The sequence below is a fragment of the Shewanella sp. SM68 genome, assembly GCF_025653925.1.
Taxonomy (GTDB): domain Bacteria; phylum Pseudomonadota; class Gammaproteobacteria; order Enterobacterales; family Shewanellaceae; genus Shewanella; species Shewanella oncorhynchi.
Genome location: NZ_JAKKRU010000006.1, coordinates 179484 through 195491 on the forward strand (window position 1 = coordinate 179484; position 16008 = coordinate 195491).

Here is a 16008-nt window from a genome sequence, read left to right on the forward strand (position 1 = left end):
ATTCAAATGGCGGCGATGATCTCCGGATTTTCGCCACTTCATTTTAGCTTATCAATACGGCAACTAAACGTCCTTCTGCTCGCGGTAACGCTTCAATAAAATTTTCACACGCTCAACATAGGCTTGGGTTTCAGGATAGGGCGGAATGCCATTGTACTGAACCACGGTCGTCGGCCCCGCATTGTAAGCCGCGCAGGCCAATGCGATATCACCATTGAACTGTTTTAGCATTTGTGCCAAATACTTACTGCCACCTAAGATATTCTCTTCGGGTAAAAATGCATTTGCTACACCCATTTCTTTTGCTGTTTCTGGCATCAATTGCATTAATCCCATGGCGCCAGTTCGCGAAAGTGCACGCGCATTAAAGGCTGATTCCGCGTGGATCACAGCGCGGATTAAGGCGGGATCAAGTTGATGCTTATGGGCTGCATGGGAGATCAAGGCATCATAATTAGCGGTAAATAGCCGAATACCATTCCAGTCTATGGTCGAATCGGGACGACAGGCAAAACAGTCATATAACAAAATTTGATACTGGTTATTTGCGGGGGCTTTGTCGGTAAATACGGTGACACCATTAGCTTGTTGGTATTGATAAATTTTGAGTTTTTCTAAACCTTCACTACTCACTATGCCGCTCTGTGAGTACCGCGCCACAATACGCGGCTTAGCTTTTTCGTGCGCCTCCTCAGCATTTGCATTTATCATCAAACTCGATATCAATAATAAGCACAGGCCTAGCGCCTCAAATCTGCAGGGCAATGAAAAGGCTGCAAAAGTCAGTGTACGAGCAAGCGCTGAGCGAGTAAGCAACATCAAAGTCCCGTGTACTGATTAAGTTTAAGTACTTCAATAATAGCAAAGAGTTGCTTCATTTCTCGGTTTATCTGACTAAATTCTACTGAAAAGGTTGCGCCATGAAAAATGGACTGCATTTGAAAATGCGTTCTGCGATTCGGTAGGAACAAAGTTAGTTTATTGCGGAAAAATGCACATTGAATATTGCCATCGAAATTTTTTGCAAGCTCCTGTAAGCGCTCCATAAATGCCGTATTGAGCAAATAGCGTGACTCGATTTGATCCGTTGAAAACACGTCGAACTCTTTTTCAAATTGCGGATCTTCAAGTTTGACTCGTACCAGTCCCGCATGGCTGTCGGACAGGAAATTTGCTAAACCACCGCGATCCCTCAGCACAACAGTATGACCCATAAACGCTTTATGGCTACTCAGCTCAACCACTAAGCCACGAAACTGGGTTTCCGTGCGGGTCACAGTTCTGCGCCTGCTGGTACTGACATCCAGCTCTTCGACTTGCACATTCTTGGTCAGGGTAAGCTCATTGACCGCCAACTCAACGCCCTTATAGCAGCCTTGTATATAGTCACCGAAGCTGACTTTGTCGTATCCCGGTAATACTTTAGCCGCAACGAGTCGATTCATGTCGAGGCACATTTCACGGCTATAAATAAAATCATCGCCGAAATATTTAAACATCAGCGGATAAATATCATTTTGAACCAAATGCTTAAACTCACGAGTCGGAGCAAAGCTCCACCAGCTTAATCCAACTAAGGCAAGCAATGGCAAAGGCGGGAAATAAGCGCCACCGCTGTAGTAGCCAATAACGGTGAGCAAGCTCAGCCCAAGCACTATCATCAAACTCAAATACAAACGTTTACGCGCCGCCTTAAGGCAAGCCACACGCTTAGTTTCATATTTGCGACTGATTGGAGCGATATGTTCTTCGTAATAGGCTTCGAGTTGAGGTAGTTCGTCCAAATCCGCAGACAAACCAACAGGCCCCCGATAAGTCCGAATCGGGCTACCTAAAATAAAAGTGATGATATTCATATTGATGTCATAGTATTGCAGGGTGATAACTCACCCTGCACAGCTAAGCTTACAAGTATTCGGCCGCATCTACGGGCGCTTTTGCCGCTTCGCTCACCTCATAGAATGGCATCACTTTAATACTCGCCATAGAAGCAATAATCGAGCCGGGGAAGATTTCTACCGCAGTATTAAGCTCGGAAACTGCCGAGTTGTAAAAACGCCTCGCAGCTGAGATATGCGCTTCGACCTCGTTATAGGTCTGCATCGCCTGCAACATAGTGTTGTCGGACTTGAGCTCAGGATAGTTCTCCACATTCACCATCAAGGTACTCATTTTGTCGTTCAACCGCTCAGCCTGAACTAAATGTTCTTTAACTGCGCTAGGGTCGGCCTTGTTGTAATTATGGCTTAGCAGAGTGCGTAATTCGGTGATTTCAGTGAGCAGTGACTTTTCATGCTCCATAAATCGTTTAGCAATTTTTAGAATATTAGGCACAAGGTCGGCACGCTTGGTCAGCTGTACATCGATACCCGACAAGGCTTCGAGCGCGGTATTGCGCTTTTTGACTAGGCTGACGTACCAAAGATAGGTCACGATAAAAATCAGCGTTAATCCCAATAACAATTTTTCCATCTTCCATCCTTAGGTTTCTTATTCTTGTTAATAGGATACAGCTAACCATAAATGAGTGAAAATTTCACCTGCGGGCTGATTAAGACAATGAAATTACTCGCTGGTCAGAGCTGGCGATGTTATCTAACGAGCAATCATCAACGAAACTGGCCATATTCAGCGATGAAAAGTGATCATCTGCATAAAAAACAGCATTTAACCTATAAATTTATCAATATTCAGCTCCGATACAGCAAACAACGTCTATAGTGATATGGCACAACATTAGAGCATCCAATTTTGCTCGTGAATACTGGACTCCTCGAGAGTCCATTTTTTTATCCTAATTTTCGCCCTCCTCACTTCAACACAGTCAATAGCAACATTTAAGTTTCAATTAAAACTTAACAATCATACTTTGCCGCTAATTTTTTAACTTTTACCTTAGCTTTCACTCCGAGTCTTGCATCTAGAGTTATCCCCTCAGCCACGTCATCCACAATCGGCCGTCGGCAATGTCTCGAGTCTGTTATAGGGTCAAAATATTGCGCTGCGTAAAGGTCGACATAAAGGAAGGACGATGAGTTTTAATTCCGGCGATATTCCCCCACAAAAAGCTTCTGAACCCAATCCACAACAGGGCGATATCAGCTCTAGTGGTTGGTTTGTACGTTTTCTCAATATTGTTGAACGCTTAGGCAATCTGCTGCCCCATCCAATCACCTTATTCGCACTGTTCTGTGTTGCAGTGGTCATTATTTCAGGTATTGCGGGCTACTTTGGGTTAACCGTGGTTGATCCTAGACCTATTGGCTCACACGGCCGCAGTGCCGACGGTTTAATCCATGTGGTGAGCCTGATGAACGCCGAAGGTTTGCGGATGATTGTCTCGCATCTAGTGACCAACTTTACTGGCTTTACACCGCTCGGCACTGTACTCGTGGCGCTACTCGGCGTCGGGATTGCCGAACGCTCAGGCTTATTATCTGCGGCTATGCGCGCCTTAGTCATGGGTGCCTCTAAACGATTAGTCACTGTGACCATAGTATTTGCCGGCATTATGTCCAACACCGCTGCCGAGCTTGGCTATGTGGTACTTATCCCTATGGCGGCGATGATTTTCCACTCCCTTGGCCGCCATCCACTTGCAGGTTTAGCTGCCGCTTTTGCCGGAGTTTCAGGAGGTTATAGCGCTAACTTATTGCTTGGTACTGTCGATCCCTTGCTATCGGGCATTACCGAAGCTGCGGCGCGTATGATAGATCCTCAATACAACGTCGGCCCAGAAGTAAACTGGTACTTCATGTTTGTCTCCACCTTTGTGATCACTTTCCTTGGCGCCTTTGTCACAGAGAAAATCGTCGAACCTAAGTTAGGTCAATACCAAGATGATGATGCAGACGAAACCGTACTGCAATCGATGGAGAGCATCAGTGCTATTGAGAAACGCGGCTTAAAATGGGCTGGGTTATCTATGTTAGTGCTCGCGGTTATTTTAGCGATTTCAGTCGTACCAGAAGGCGCACCGCTGCGCCATCCTGAAACCGGTCTCATCTCAGGTTCGCCATTCCTCAAGGGCATAGTCGCCTTTATCTTTATCTGTTTTGCCATACCGGGCTTTATTTACGGCAAAGTCGTGGGCAGCATCAAAAATGATAAAGATGTCATCAATGCCATGTCCCACAGCATGAGCACTATGGGCATGTACATCGTCCTCGTCTTTTTCGCCGCGCAGTTTGTCGCCTTCTTCAACTGGAGTAATTTAGGCGCAGTATTGGCGGTGTTAGGTGCCGATGCACTGCAATCCATAGGCTTGACGGGCCCAATCGTATTTTTGTTCTTTATTATGCTCTGCGGCATTATCAACTTGATGCTTGGCAGTGCCTCGGCCCAGTGGGCCATTACCGCTCCTATTTTTGTGCCTATGCTCATGCTGGTTGGTTATGCGCCCGAAACGATTCAAGCGGCGTACCGTATTGGGGATTCGGTGACTAACTTAATCACACCTATGATGAGTTACTTTGGCTTGATCTTAGCGGTTGCCTGTCGTTACCAGAAAAACCTAGGGATAGGTACGCTGATCGCCACTATGCTGCCGTACTCGCTCGTGTTTTTCGTGGGTTGGACAGCGTTCTTCTTCCTGTGGGTATTTGGCTTTGGTCTGCCCGTTGGGCCAGGAGCCGCGACTTACTACACGCCTTAATCGCAATAAAAAAGGCGTCGATGATGAAGTCGACGCCCTTTCTTTATTCGATAGCTTTAGTCGTATAGCCATTCCATTAACAGACTGCAGATCATCAAAAAAATACCTAGATTAAACACATAGGTCTGTAGGGTAGATTTTAATGTCGAGTCCTCAGCTTGCGATACTATCTGGCTCACTGACATAAAAAATAATTGAGGGGCTAGCCCCATGCCCACAAATAACACTGCAGCACCGACACAGCGAGTTAACTCTGGCAGTACAAGCTCCTGCAAGTAAAATGCATAAACGCCATAGGCCAAAAACGCCAGCGCTATGCCATGGCATACCATTCCCACGATAAGTTGCTTAGTGGCAAGATTACCCCACGAAAACACCATGTCACCCCTACACTCAGCTTAACCACAACTATTGATACTATTGGGCGCGCAGTTTATCTCGCTTACGATTAATCTGCACCCACACAAACCAACCAAATAAAATACCGCCAATGGGATAAATATAGAGCGCTCTTTGCAGTTCCGCCCAGAATGGATCGCCCGAGACAAAATAATGTATTAAGGCGACCACGAGGGACGTCAGCATACCCCAGAAAAATACGCCAAAGGCCAAAATGACGTACATCTTACCCTTAGCAATGAGTGCATCTAGTTTTTGCAATTCCAACGCAGCATCATCCATGTTTCGTCCTCTTAACTGCCTCAGCGCAATATGCCAGAACTCGCGCACAGTGCCTATCCATCTTTATAACTAACAGCATTAAAATAACAAAAAGCCCTGCAATTGCAGGGCTTTAGTTTAGAAGTTTAGAAACGATCGAGCTTATTCAGCTGAGTTTGGCTTCTGTTCTTTAGCTTTCTTCTCGCGCTTACTGAAGAGACGCTCCACTATCACGAAGAATAATGGTACGAAGAAGATCCCTAGGAAAGTCGAGCTCATCATACCGCCGAGTACACCTGTACCAATGGCGTTTTGACTACCAGAGCCGACACCGGTACTGATAGCTAACGGCACAACACCCAGACCAAAGGCTAGAGACGTCATTAAGATGGGGCGAAGACGCACACGCACCGCATGCAAGGTCGCCTCGACTAAGCCTGAACCTTTCTCATAGAACTCTTTGGCGAATTCCACAATCAAGATGGCGTTCTTAGTCGCTAACCCTACTGTGGTTAACAGCCCCACTTGGAAGAACACGTCGTTTGGCAAGCCGCGACCATTCATTGCAATCAAGGCACCGATGATCCCAAGCGGAACCACGAGCACAACTGCAAAGGGTACCGACCAGCTTTCATAGAGTGCTGCCAATACTAAGAAGACCACTAAGATCGACAGAGCATACAGCGCTGGCGCTTGGTTACCCGATAGACGTTCTTCATACGATAGACCGTTCCACGCGACACCAAAACCAGGAGGAAGCTGCTTGGCTAAGTCTTCCATAATTGTCATAGCTGCACCGGTACTGAATCCAGGAGCTGTGGCACCCTGAATGTTCATCGATGGTAAGCCGTTAAAGCGTTCTAAACGTGGAGAACCGTATTCCCATGCACCAGTGGCAAACGCAGAGAATGGCACCATGTCACCCTTGTTATTGCGCACGTACCAAGAATCTAAATCTCCCGGTTGCATACGATACTGGGCATCACCTTGCACATATACTTTCTTCACGCGGCCGCGGTCAATAAAGTCATTCACATAAGAACCACCCCAAGCCGTTGCAAGCACATTGTTCACATTAGTGATTTCAATGCCTAACGCGCTCAACTTAGCGTGATCTACATGTAATTGATAAATTGGCGCATCTTCTTGACCGTTTGGACGCACACCCACCAGATTTGGATTCTGTGCCGCCATACCAAGCAGTTGATTACGTGCCGCCACTAACTTCTCGTGGCCTTGGCCGTTCTTATCCTGCAGGTACATGTCGAAACCGTTCGCCGTCCCCAACTCGATTACCGCAGGCGGTACGAAGGCGAATACTAAGGCATCTTTCATCTGACCGAACACACCCATAGCGCGACCAGCAATAGACTTCACATCCATACCAGGCGCTTCACGCTCAGACCAATCCTTCAAACCAACGAAGGCGATACCCATGTTTTGCCCTTGACCCGCAAAACTGAAGCCCGCCACACTAAACACCGACCTCACGCCCTCCTCAGCCATAAAGTGATCAGACACTTTCTCCAATACTTTTAAGGTACTTTCTTGAGTTGAGTTAGTCGGCAAAATGGCTTGCGTGAACAAAATACCTTGGTCTTCATCTGGTAAGAACGCCGTAGGCATACGGATAAAGATCCAACCGACTGCAATAACCAGCACAACGTAAATCGCCATCACTCTAAAGCCGCGCTTGATGATCCCAGCAACGCTCGATTCATAACGATTAGTCAGTTTATCGAAACTACGGTTAAACCAACCAAAGAAGCCAGTTTCGATATGAGCATGGCCCTTCTTAATCGGTTTGAGCATAGTCGCACAAAGTGCAGGAGTTAAAATCAAAGCAACTAGAACAGACAACGCCATCGCAGATACGATAGTGATAGAGAATTGACGATAAATAACCCCAGTTGAACCTGACATAAATGCCATAGGGACAAACACTGCGGAGAGGGTCAGACCGATACCGACTAAAGCACCGGTAATTTGATCCATCGACTTACGCGTCGCTTCCAGTGGACTTAAGCCCTCCTCGGCCATTACCCGCTCGACGTTTTCCACCACCACAATCGCATCGTCCACCAGCAAACCAATGGCGAGCACCATAGCAAACATGGTTAAAGTGTTAATCGAGAAACCCGCTAACGACAGAATCGCAAAGGTTCCCAGCAATACCACTGGTACCGCAATAGTCGGGATCAAAGTTGCACGGAAATTTTGCAAGAAGAGGTACATGATGATGAACACTAGTACAATAGCTTCAAGCAGGGTATGCACTACACCTTCTATCGATTTTTCAACGAAAGGCGTTGTATCGTATGGATAAACAACTTCTAGCCCTTGCGGGAAGAAAGGTTTCATCTCAGCAATTTTTTCACGAACAGCTTCAGCAGTATCAAGCGCGTTAGCACCCGTTGCCAGCTTAATCGCTAACCCTGTCGCAGGTTGACCGTTATACAGTGACACCACAGCATAACTTTCAGAACCTAATTCAACCCGTGCCACATCGCTTAGGAAGACGTTTGCGCCTGAAATATCCGATTTAAGGATAATTTTACGGAACTCTTCTGCCGTTTGTAAGCGGCTTTGAGCCGATACCGTTGCGTTCAACTCTTGGCCTGCCACAGAGGGCGCGCCACCTAACTGTCCAGCTGAAACTTGAGCGTTTTGAGAACGAATCGCTGCGATAACGTCTAAACTGGTCAAGTTGTATTGAGTCAATTTCAACGGATCTAGCCATATACGCATCGCATATTGGGCACCAAACAACTGAATTTCACCTACGCCAGGTACGCGACTCATAGGATCTTGAATGTTCGCACCAACATAGTCGGCGATATCGCCTTTATCTAACGAACCATCGGTCGATACGAAGCCTAATACCATTAAGAAGCCTGAACTCGACTTGTTAACGTTAACCCCTTGTGCCTGCACCTCTTGCGGTAACAGGGTCATAGCGCCCTGTAACTTGTTCTGTACTTGAACCTGTGCAATATCCGGATCGGCTTCAGCGTTAAAGGTTAAAGTGATCTCAGCATTACCAAAACTGTCACTGGCTGAGGCGATATAACGGAGGTGATCGATACCCGTCATACGTTGCTCAATCACCTGAGTCACAGAATCTTCAACAATCTTAGCGGAAGCGCCAGGATAGTTAGCACTGATCACCACGGTCGGTGGTGCAATGTTAGGATATTGGGACACTGGCAGCGAGCGGATCGAGAGGATCCCCGCCAGCATAATAATCAAGGAGATCACCCACGCAAAGATGGGGCGATCAATAAAAAAACGTGCCATAGCTATGCCCTATTGTGCTTGCGTTTCAGAAATAACTTTGGTGGTTACTGGAGCGCCGGGACGAACTTTCTGTAATCCTTCCACAATCAACTTGTCGCCCACAGTTAAACCAGAAGTGACTCGCCATTGGTTGTTAATCACTTCTGCGGTCGTCACTGTTTTCGCTTCGACTAAACCTTGGTCATTCACCACCATAGCCACAGCTTCACCCTTAGAGTTACGCGTAATCGCTTTTTGTGGAACCAAGATAGCCTGTGGATCAGTGCCCGCATTTAACATAGCGCGAACATACATGCCAGGTAACAAGATACCTTCAGGGTTAGGGAATTCTGCGCGCAGAATAACTGAGCCAGTGTTTGGATCCACGCTCACTTCAGCGAACTGCAACTTACCCGGATGACTATATTGAGTACCATCTTCAAGCAATAATTTCACGTCTGCATTTTCTGAAGCTTGTAGTTTACCTTGCTGCAACTTAGCTTTAAGACGTAACAACTGAGCACTCGATTGCGCGATATCCACATTGATAGGATCAAGTTGTTGAATCGTCGCCAGCGTTTGGCTCTGGTTGGCAGTGACTAACGCACCCGCAGTCACACTCGATTTACCGATACGACCAGAGATAGGTGCTAATACTTCAGTATATTGCAGGTTGATTTTAGCGGTGTTAATCGCAGCTTCAGCCACGGTTACATTTGCCAATGCTTCTTTATATGCCGCTTCAGCTTCATCGAACTCTTGCTTACTGATGGCGTTGGTTTTTACCAATTGCTGATAACGTGCCGCCTTAGCTTTTGCTGAGGCTAAGCCCGCATTCGCTCTGGCTAAATCAGCATTGGCACTCACTAAAGCAGCTTTATAAGTAGAAGAGTCAATCTGATACAGAGATTCACCCTGTTTCACATTGCCACCTTCAACAAAACTACGCTTAGTGATAATACCGTTAACCTGTGGACGAACTTCAGCCTCGAGGAAAGCTTTACTGCGTCCTGGTAATTCCACCTGAATCACTTGTGGCTGGGCAACAACATTAAGGATTCCCACTTCCATACTACGTGGACCAGCACCCGCCTGAGCGCTCTCTTCTTGAGGGCTGCAAGCTGCCATCCATAACGCCACGCTTATAACTGAGGCAAGTTTAATTGTCTGCCGCATGAGAACTCCTTCAAATATTAACTGCCCACATACCAGTACACTTATTGCGCTGACACGAGCCGTAATTGTAACTAAAATCAAATCCGTTATTTATCTCATAGCCTATATGAATCAACAAGGAAGATAACGAAACTAAATTGTAAACTAATGAAAATTTTCACTCATTCAGCATTACTATATTCATCGAATTGTTATTCGATTTAAAAAATCGGTTAACTTTGAGTGGCATTGTTAGGGGGATATGCCGTAAAACACCCAATAAGCCTACTCCATATTGAATATGTTGCAAATCTGTTCATATTCTAGACTTGCGGCAGGCCAAGGCCCACAGCTCAATGACGTTAGCTTAACCGTCACTTGTTGCAATAATTTGTACATAGAGACGAAAACGCAGCGCGCTTGTTTTTACTCAGGCCACTCTCAGTATCAAGTCGTTAAAAACGCCCCTATCAAGACTGACAATACCGAAAGAGAGTAAGCAAAGAGCTGGCTTCAGACTGCTTGTGCGTAAAAACATGAATACATCCGATAGCGGATTGCTGTGCAGTTTATTACATCTACTATTTGTGCACGGCTAAAAGGCAGCGCCAGCGTTATGAGTCAACGCCACACAATTAAACAGTCACAAATAATAGCTAGCGGGCTATTTTAGTGGTTACCCCAAAACGGAGCAAACCCGAAATTCAGATTAATACTCCATTAAATGAAACTCAGACTCCCACAAATAATGCTTCTGTAATGAAAAATATTGCTAGCAAAGCAATATTTGTCTATTAAAACTAATTTGTTCATCTTCAATCACAACTTAACAGGACTAAATTCGATTATCGCCCACGCTGCAAGCCAGAATACGGCTGATATCAGCCAAACAACGACCCGACTCCTGTTGCCACTGATTAAATACGGCTTGCACTTGCTTAAGCGCCGTTTGTGATGAAAAACCCGTATCGACTAACTTATGTGCTTTAAAATAGCCTTGTACATCATCGGTTAACAAAAAAGTATCTTTGCCAATACCGCGCAGAAAATAGGGACCCGTATTGCCGCCCAATCGAGTACCGCGTTTCTTCAACAACGCCCACAAACCAATAATATCCTGTGTCGGCCAAGCGGCGATCAGTTGCGCCAAACTGCCATGTTCGCGAGCAACATCGTGGATCATCAGAGCGTTATCATAAATAGCTTGAGTCTTTTTAAGATGGCGAATCAAGGTCGCATCACTTGCCCGCGCTTGAATTTGTTCAGGCGATAACATCAATACTTTATGCGGTTCGAACCCAAAGAAAGACTTCTCATACTCGGGCCATTTGTTAACAACCACCCGCCATACAAAACCACTTTGAAACACCTGACGGCTCATCGCCGACAATAATTCAGCATCCCGATATTGGCGAATTTCATCATCAGACAGGCAACCAGACAATAAGGCTTCGAGTCCAGCAGGTCCGCCTTTGCGCTCACTGGCTCTGGCATAAATTGATGAAAAACGCTCTAACTGGCTCATATTATTACCTTTAAAATGATTAAATCCCGACACTTTCTATATGGGCTCATAATACCGATTTTTATCCCTGATGGATCACTTGGCTTTGCCAATAAAAATTGTGTTTATTCCAGCATTTTTTAAGAAAACTCTTACAGCAAGCGCTTCAATTACGACTAAAGTTAAAACGTAAAGTCCGTAAAAGACTGGGTTTGGAGTGAGTGCCTATGGAGCTTTTTTATCACCCGTTATCACGCTATTCACAGAAAGTGCTCATCGCACTTTATGAAAAGCAGGCCAACTTCTACCCCAGAATCATAGATCTACGCGACCCTTTGTCCCGCAAGGAATTTCACCAACGTTATCCGCAAGCGCGAATCCCCCTGCTTAAAGCCCAAAATGAACAGCTGATACCCGAATCCAGCATTATTATCGAGTACTTAGATAGGCATTTTGAAAACAGTACCCAACTGCTGCCACAAGAACCACAACGCAACTTACAGGTACGTTTGTTCGATCGCATCATAGACAATGATATTAACAACCCATTATTTCAATTAGAAAAGTTAAAGCATATAGAAGACAGTAATGAATTCGAAATCAAACAATTAGAGAAGCAACTACTGACACAGTTTCAACGCTTAGACGCGCAACTCACACAACATCATTGGGTCTGTGGCGACAGTTTTACCTTAGCCGACTGTGCACTCATCCCTTGCTTAAGCTATAGCTTCCAACATCTAAACCTGTTGGATTTAGATGAAATCGTGCGCTATTGGCAACAGGCACAACTGCGTGGCGCTTGGATGTTAGTACAAGAAGAGGTGTTACTGGCTGAGATGGAGGAAACGGCAGGAATAAGAGGCATACCTTAGCAAGTAAGTCATGCCTCAACACAATCACATATTGCGTTCTTTCTTCAACTGCAAAAACGCTTTCCACTTCACGACTTCGGGCGGCAACTCAGGTGCAGGATCGGTATAACCCGCTTCTTTCACTAGTACATCTAGCGGCACTTGCTTACCTTTGCACACAAACACACCGCGTACATGGACGATACAATGTAGGCCACGTTCGCTCACAAAGCGTTGTTCAATATAGAAATATTTTTCATCCCAACCGACGACTTTGGTTTCAATCTCAAAAGTTTTCAGCGGCTTAATATCGCGAATATAGGTAAATTCGGCGGCGTTGACTATCGGCATCCACTTCAACTTTAAGAAACGTTTCAGCAGACCCATCTCAGCCAACATATAAGTCCGCGCCAGATCCATAAACGCGGGATAGCGAGAATTAGTTAGATGGAAATTGATGTCGCAATCGCTCGGTAAAGCACGATAAGTGATACGGCTTGTCCCTAGAAAATCGATCTTACGACAATGGCGCGTGCGCCAGAATAACAACCAAAACAAACGAAAATACAGATTCATAACGCGCCGCCCTTGAAATAAGAGCCACAGGCTAACAGAGGTCATACCACAGGGCAAGCGGGATATAGCTCACAAAAAAGACGCCCTAAGGCGTCTTTTTATCGTTCGATTAAGCTAAATACCCTCAAATAATCATCCCATTAAAATGGGCTGATTTATCAAAACTCACAATTGCTTATGCAGCAATACCTGAATGTCTTAACAGGGCATCGATATTAGGCTCGCGTCCCATAAACTGTTTGAACAAGTCCATAGGTTCGGCTGAGCCACCCATTTCGAGGATATTGTGCAGGAAGCGACGACCCGTTTCAGGGTTGAAAATACCTTCCTCTTCGAAACGGGAAAACGCATCAGCCGAGAGCACTTCAGCCCATTTATAGCTGTAATAACCTGCGGCATAACCGCCCGCAAAAATATGGGCAAATCCATGTTGGAAACGGTTAAAATCCGGCGGCGTTAATACGGCTACCTGACGACGCACTTCGTCTAAGGTTTCTTGAATGCGCGCGCCTTTAGCGGGATCGTATTCGTGGTGCATTCTAAAATCGAACAACGAGAACTCGAGTTGGCGCAGCATCATCATGCCAGACTGGAAGTTTTTCGCCGCCAGCATTTTATCTAATAAGGCTTTAGGTAATGGTTCGCCGGTTTCAAAGTGGCCAGAAATTTCGGCCAATGCTTCTTCCTGCCAACACCAGTTTTCCATAAATTGACTTGGTAACTCGACCGCATCCCAAGGCACGCCATTGATACCCGACACGCCTGCAACATCGATTTTGGTCAGCATGTGGTGGATACCATGGCCAAATTCGTGGAACAGGGTTGTCACTTCATCATGGGTAAACAGCGCAGGTTTGCCATCGACCGGACCATTAAAGTTACAGGTCAAATAAGCCACAGGCTTTTGTAATCCATTGGCGGTTTGACGGCGCACACGGCAGTCATCCATCCAAGCACCACCACGTTTACCTGTGCGGGCATATAAATCGAGGTAGAAACTGCCTCTGTGTTCGTCAGTTTCGTCGAAAATATCGAAGAAACGCACGTCTTTATGCCAACGGTCAAAATCCTTTTGCTCAAGGATTTTGATACCGAACAAACGCGATACTGTGTAGAACAAACCCGAGAGCACTTTATCTTCGGGGAAATACGGACGCAGGATTTCCTGTGAAATCTCATACTTATGCTGCTGCAACTTCTCAGCATAGAAACTTAAGTCCCAAGAGGCCATTTCAGTCACGCCATATTCGGCCTCGGCAAACGCTCTCAGCTCAGCCAGTTCTGCCTTAGCTTGATCCTTTGAGCGCAGCGCTAACTCATTTAAAAATGCCATCACCTGCGCCGGTGTTTCAGCCATTTTCGTCGCCAGAGATTTGTCAGCAAAACTATCAAAACCGAGTAACAATGCGAGTTCGTGGCGCAAAGCAAGAATTTCGTCCATCAGCGGGCTGTTATCAAACTCTCCGGCATTGGGACCTTGATCTGAAGCGCGAGTGACAAACGCACGGTAGCATTCTTCCCTAAGACTGCGGTTTTCGCTGTAGGTCATGACGGGTAGATAAGAGGGGAAATCTAAGGTAAATAACCAACCTTCTAGCTCACGCGACTGCGCCATCGCTTTAGCGGCGGCTTTGGCAGACTCAGGCAAACCAGCAAGCTCAGCTTCATCAGTGATCAACTTAGTCCAAGCTTGCGTCGCATCCAGTAATTGATTCGAAAAACCACTGGTGAGTTCAGAAAGACGTTTTACAATCTCGCCATAACGCACTTTTTGCGCGTCATCTAAGCCAATACCCGATAGTTCAAAGTCGCGCAGGCTGTGCTCTATCACCATCTGCTGGGCTTGGCTCAATTGTGCAAATTCATTGGATGCTCGCAGCGCTTTATAAGCTTGATACAAACCTTGGTGTTGGCCAACGTAAGTACCGTATTCCGATAAAAGAGGTAAACAAGCATCATGGGCGGCACGCCACTCATCTGTGCTAGTCACTGAATTCATATGAGAAACGGGCGACCAAATTTGGCTTAGCTCATCGTCAACCTGTTCTAATGGCGCGACCAAGTTGTCCCACGTAAAAGGACCTTGGTTCTGCAGCACTTCATCAATCTTAGTGCGGCACTGAGCAATGGCATGCTCAACGGCGACTTGAATATGTTCCGGTTTAATCTGTGAAAAAAGCGGTAATTTTGCGCCGCTAAGCAAAGGGTTGCTCATATTGACTCCTCAACAATCTGTATCTGTTATAAATAAGGGCTAATGGCCTATTTATCAAGGCGAGAAAACCGATTGTCCCCTTCGAACGCCTTACTTAACCCTATTTCCCCTGAAAAAAAGTGAACTAGTTCGCATTTAGGATTTACGTTTTATTTACCTACACATTGTTGCAATCTCGATCGCAAATCGAATCAATTCGCATTAATGTTTGTATGTGAGCAAGGTATTATCTGCGTAACTAACGTACCTCGACCAAAATCAGTAAAAATATGGCAACACACTCAGTGAAACTTATCGCCAGCGTCCTCTGCACATTAGGGATCAACTGCCTTAGTCACAACGCAGTTGCTAATGAGGGCCTAGAACAAGTCGATAGTATTTCAAACACCATATTACCCCGCCAGATAACAGAACCTTTGGCGGTGACGCTGGATTTAGGTTGGGACAGCAAATATGTCTCACAGGGTCGCAATAACTTGCAAAATGGGGGTATTTATTGGCTCAATGCTGCTGTTCAACACGGCAACTTAACCACTTATGCCTTAGTCGGACGCGGTGATAGCCAAGCCTATACAGAGTGGAATATCGGCCTTGAATATGGGTTCAACTTAGCCGAAAACCTAGAGGCCAATTTGGGATATCAGCGCATTGAAGGCTATAGCAATAGCCGCTGCCAAGATAACGAGCTATTTGCAGAACTCGCCTACAGCGCCACAGCTTGGTTGGTACCATCGGTGAGTTATGTCTATTCCACAGAAGCGGCAGGCTACTTTGTTGAAGTGAGTTTGCACAGTTATTGGAATATCACAGACCAGTTCAGCCTCACGCCCTATATCACTCAAGGGTTTGATTTTAAATACCGCACAGAAGAACACGATGGCAGTAATAACCTGCAGTTTGGCCTCGAAGCGAATTATCAACTGACCCCAAGCATGAATATTAGCGGGCACATTAGCCACAGCATTGCCCAGAGTGATATTGAGCAAGAAGCCTCAGCCAATGGCGATATGAGTTCACAGGATCAAACCTATGCAGGCATCCACTTTGCAATAACGTTTTAACGTCGTTTTAGCTCTGTGTTTCTAGCGCTGTATTGCAACCTTCCTCTGTCAAT

The 16008-nt window shown here is 45.9% G+C and carries 13 protein-coding genes; 3 read left to right on the forward strand and 10 right to left on the reverse strand.

What is annotated here, in order from left to right; genetic code table 11:
* Positions 1–63: 63 nt before the first annotated feature.
* Genes L5M40_RS12050 through L5M40_RS12060 form a run of 3 tightly spaced genes read right to left on the reverse strand, consistent with a single transcriptional unit; the run spans position 64 to position 2472 of the window.
* A complete protein-coding gene (locus L5M40_RS12050) occupies positions 64–819 on the reverse strand; it encodes a lytic transglycosylase domain-containing protein (RefSeq protein WP_263176911.1) in 756 nt (251 codons plus the stop codon).
* Entirely contained in the window at positions 819–1856 is a 1038-nt protein-coding gene (locus L5M40_RS12055) for a DUF3137 domain-containing protein (protein WP_263176912.1), read from the reverse strand. Before L5M40_RS12055 ends, L5M40_RS12050 begins: the two co-directional genes overlap by 1 nt.
* A gap of 49 nt (positions 1857–1905) precedes the next feature.
* Positions 1906–2472, reverse strand: a complete 567-nt coding sequence (locus L5M40_RS12060) for a LemA family protein (RefSeq protein ID WP_105250697.1) — start codon at positions 2470–2472, stop codon at positions 1906–1908.
* A 559-nt stretch (positions 2473–3031) separates the two neighbouring features.
* Here L5M40_RS12060 and L5M40_RS12065 point away from each other — a divergent pair.
* A complete protein-coding gene (locus L5M40_RS12065; RefSeq protein WP_131524446.1) occupies positions 3032–4654 on the forward strand; it encodes an AbgT family transporter in 1623 nt (540 codons plus the stop codon).
* Positions 4655–4710: 56 nt separating this feature from the next.
* Here the strand turns inward: L5M40_RS12065 and L5M40_RS12070 are convergent, their stop codons facing one another.
* The 5 genes from L5M40_RS12070 to L5M40_RS12090 form a co-directional block, all read right to left on the reverse strand.
* Positions 4711–5034 (reverse strand): hypothetical protein, encoded by a 324-nt coding sequence (locus L5M40_RS12070; protein WP_131524445.1) that lies wholly within the window; start codon positions 5032–5034, stop codon positions 4711–4713.
* 37 nt (positions 5035–5071) lie between these two features.
* On the reverse strand, positions 5072–5335 hold the full coding sequence (locus L5M40_RS12075; RefSeq protein ID WP_131524444.1) for a hypothetical protein: 264 nt from the start codon (positions 5333–5335) through the stop codon (positions 5072–5074).
* 141 nt (positions 5336–5476) lie between these two features.
* The gene (locus tag L5M40_RS12080; protein ID WP_113940203.1) at positions 5477–8611 is read right to left on the reverse strand and encodes an efflux RND transporter permease subunit; all 3135 of its coding nucleotides are present in this window, start codon (positions 8609–8611) and stop codon (positions 5477–5479) included.
* Between the two features lie 9 nt (positions 8612–8620).
* The gene (locus L5M40_RS12085; RefSeq protein WP_105250703.1) at positions 8621–9766 is read right to left on the reverse strand and encodes an efflux RND transporter periplasmic adaptor subunit; all 1146 of its coding nucleotides are present in this window, start codon (positions 9764–9766) and stop codon (positions 8621–8623) included.
* Between the two features lie 814 nt (positions 9767–10580).
* Entirely contained in the window at positions 10581–11270 is a 690-nt protein-coding gene (locus tag L5M40_RS12090) for a DNA-3-methyladenine glycosylase I (RefSeq protein ID WP_105250704.1), read from the reverse strand.
* 206 nt (positions 11271–11476) lie between these two features.
* On the opposite strand from L5M40_RS12090, the gene L5M40_RS12095 reads away from it, so the two are divergent.
* Positions 11477–12124 carry a glutathione S-transferase family protein gene (locus tag L5M40_RS12095; protein ID WP_131524442.1) on the forward strand — a complete coding sequence of 216 codons (648 nt, stop codon included), beginning with the start codon at positions 11477–11479 and terminating at the stop codon, positions 12122–12124.
* A 24-nt stretch (positions 12125–12148) separates the two neighbouring features.
* On the opposite strand, the gene L5M40_RS12100 is transcribed toward L5M40_RS12095, so the two are convergent.
* Together L5M40_RS12100 and prlC are read right to left on the reverse strand one after the other, a co-directional pair.
* Positions 12149–12679, reverse strand: a complete 531-nt coding sequence (locus L5M40_RS12100) for a thioesterase family protein (RefSeq protein WP_011791203.1) — start codon at positions 12677–12679, stop codon at positions 12149–12151.
* A 175-nt stretch (positions 12680–12854) separates the two neighbouring features.
* Positions 12855–14894, reverse strand: a complete 2040-nt coding sequence (gene prlC, locus L5M40_RS12105) for an oligopeptidase A (protein WP_263176913.1) — start codon at positions 14892–14894, stop codon at positions 12855–12857.
* A gap of 269 nt (positions 14895–15163) precedes the next feature.
* Here prlC and L5M40_RS12110 point away from each other — a divergent pair, with 269 nt between their 5' ends.
* A complete protein-coding gene (locus L5M40_RS12110) occupies positions 15164–15955 on the forward strand; it encodes a hypothetical protein (RefSeq protein ID WP_173497829.1) in 792 nt (263 codons plus the stop codon).
* Positions 15956–16008: the final 53 nt, after the last annotated feature.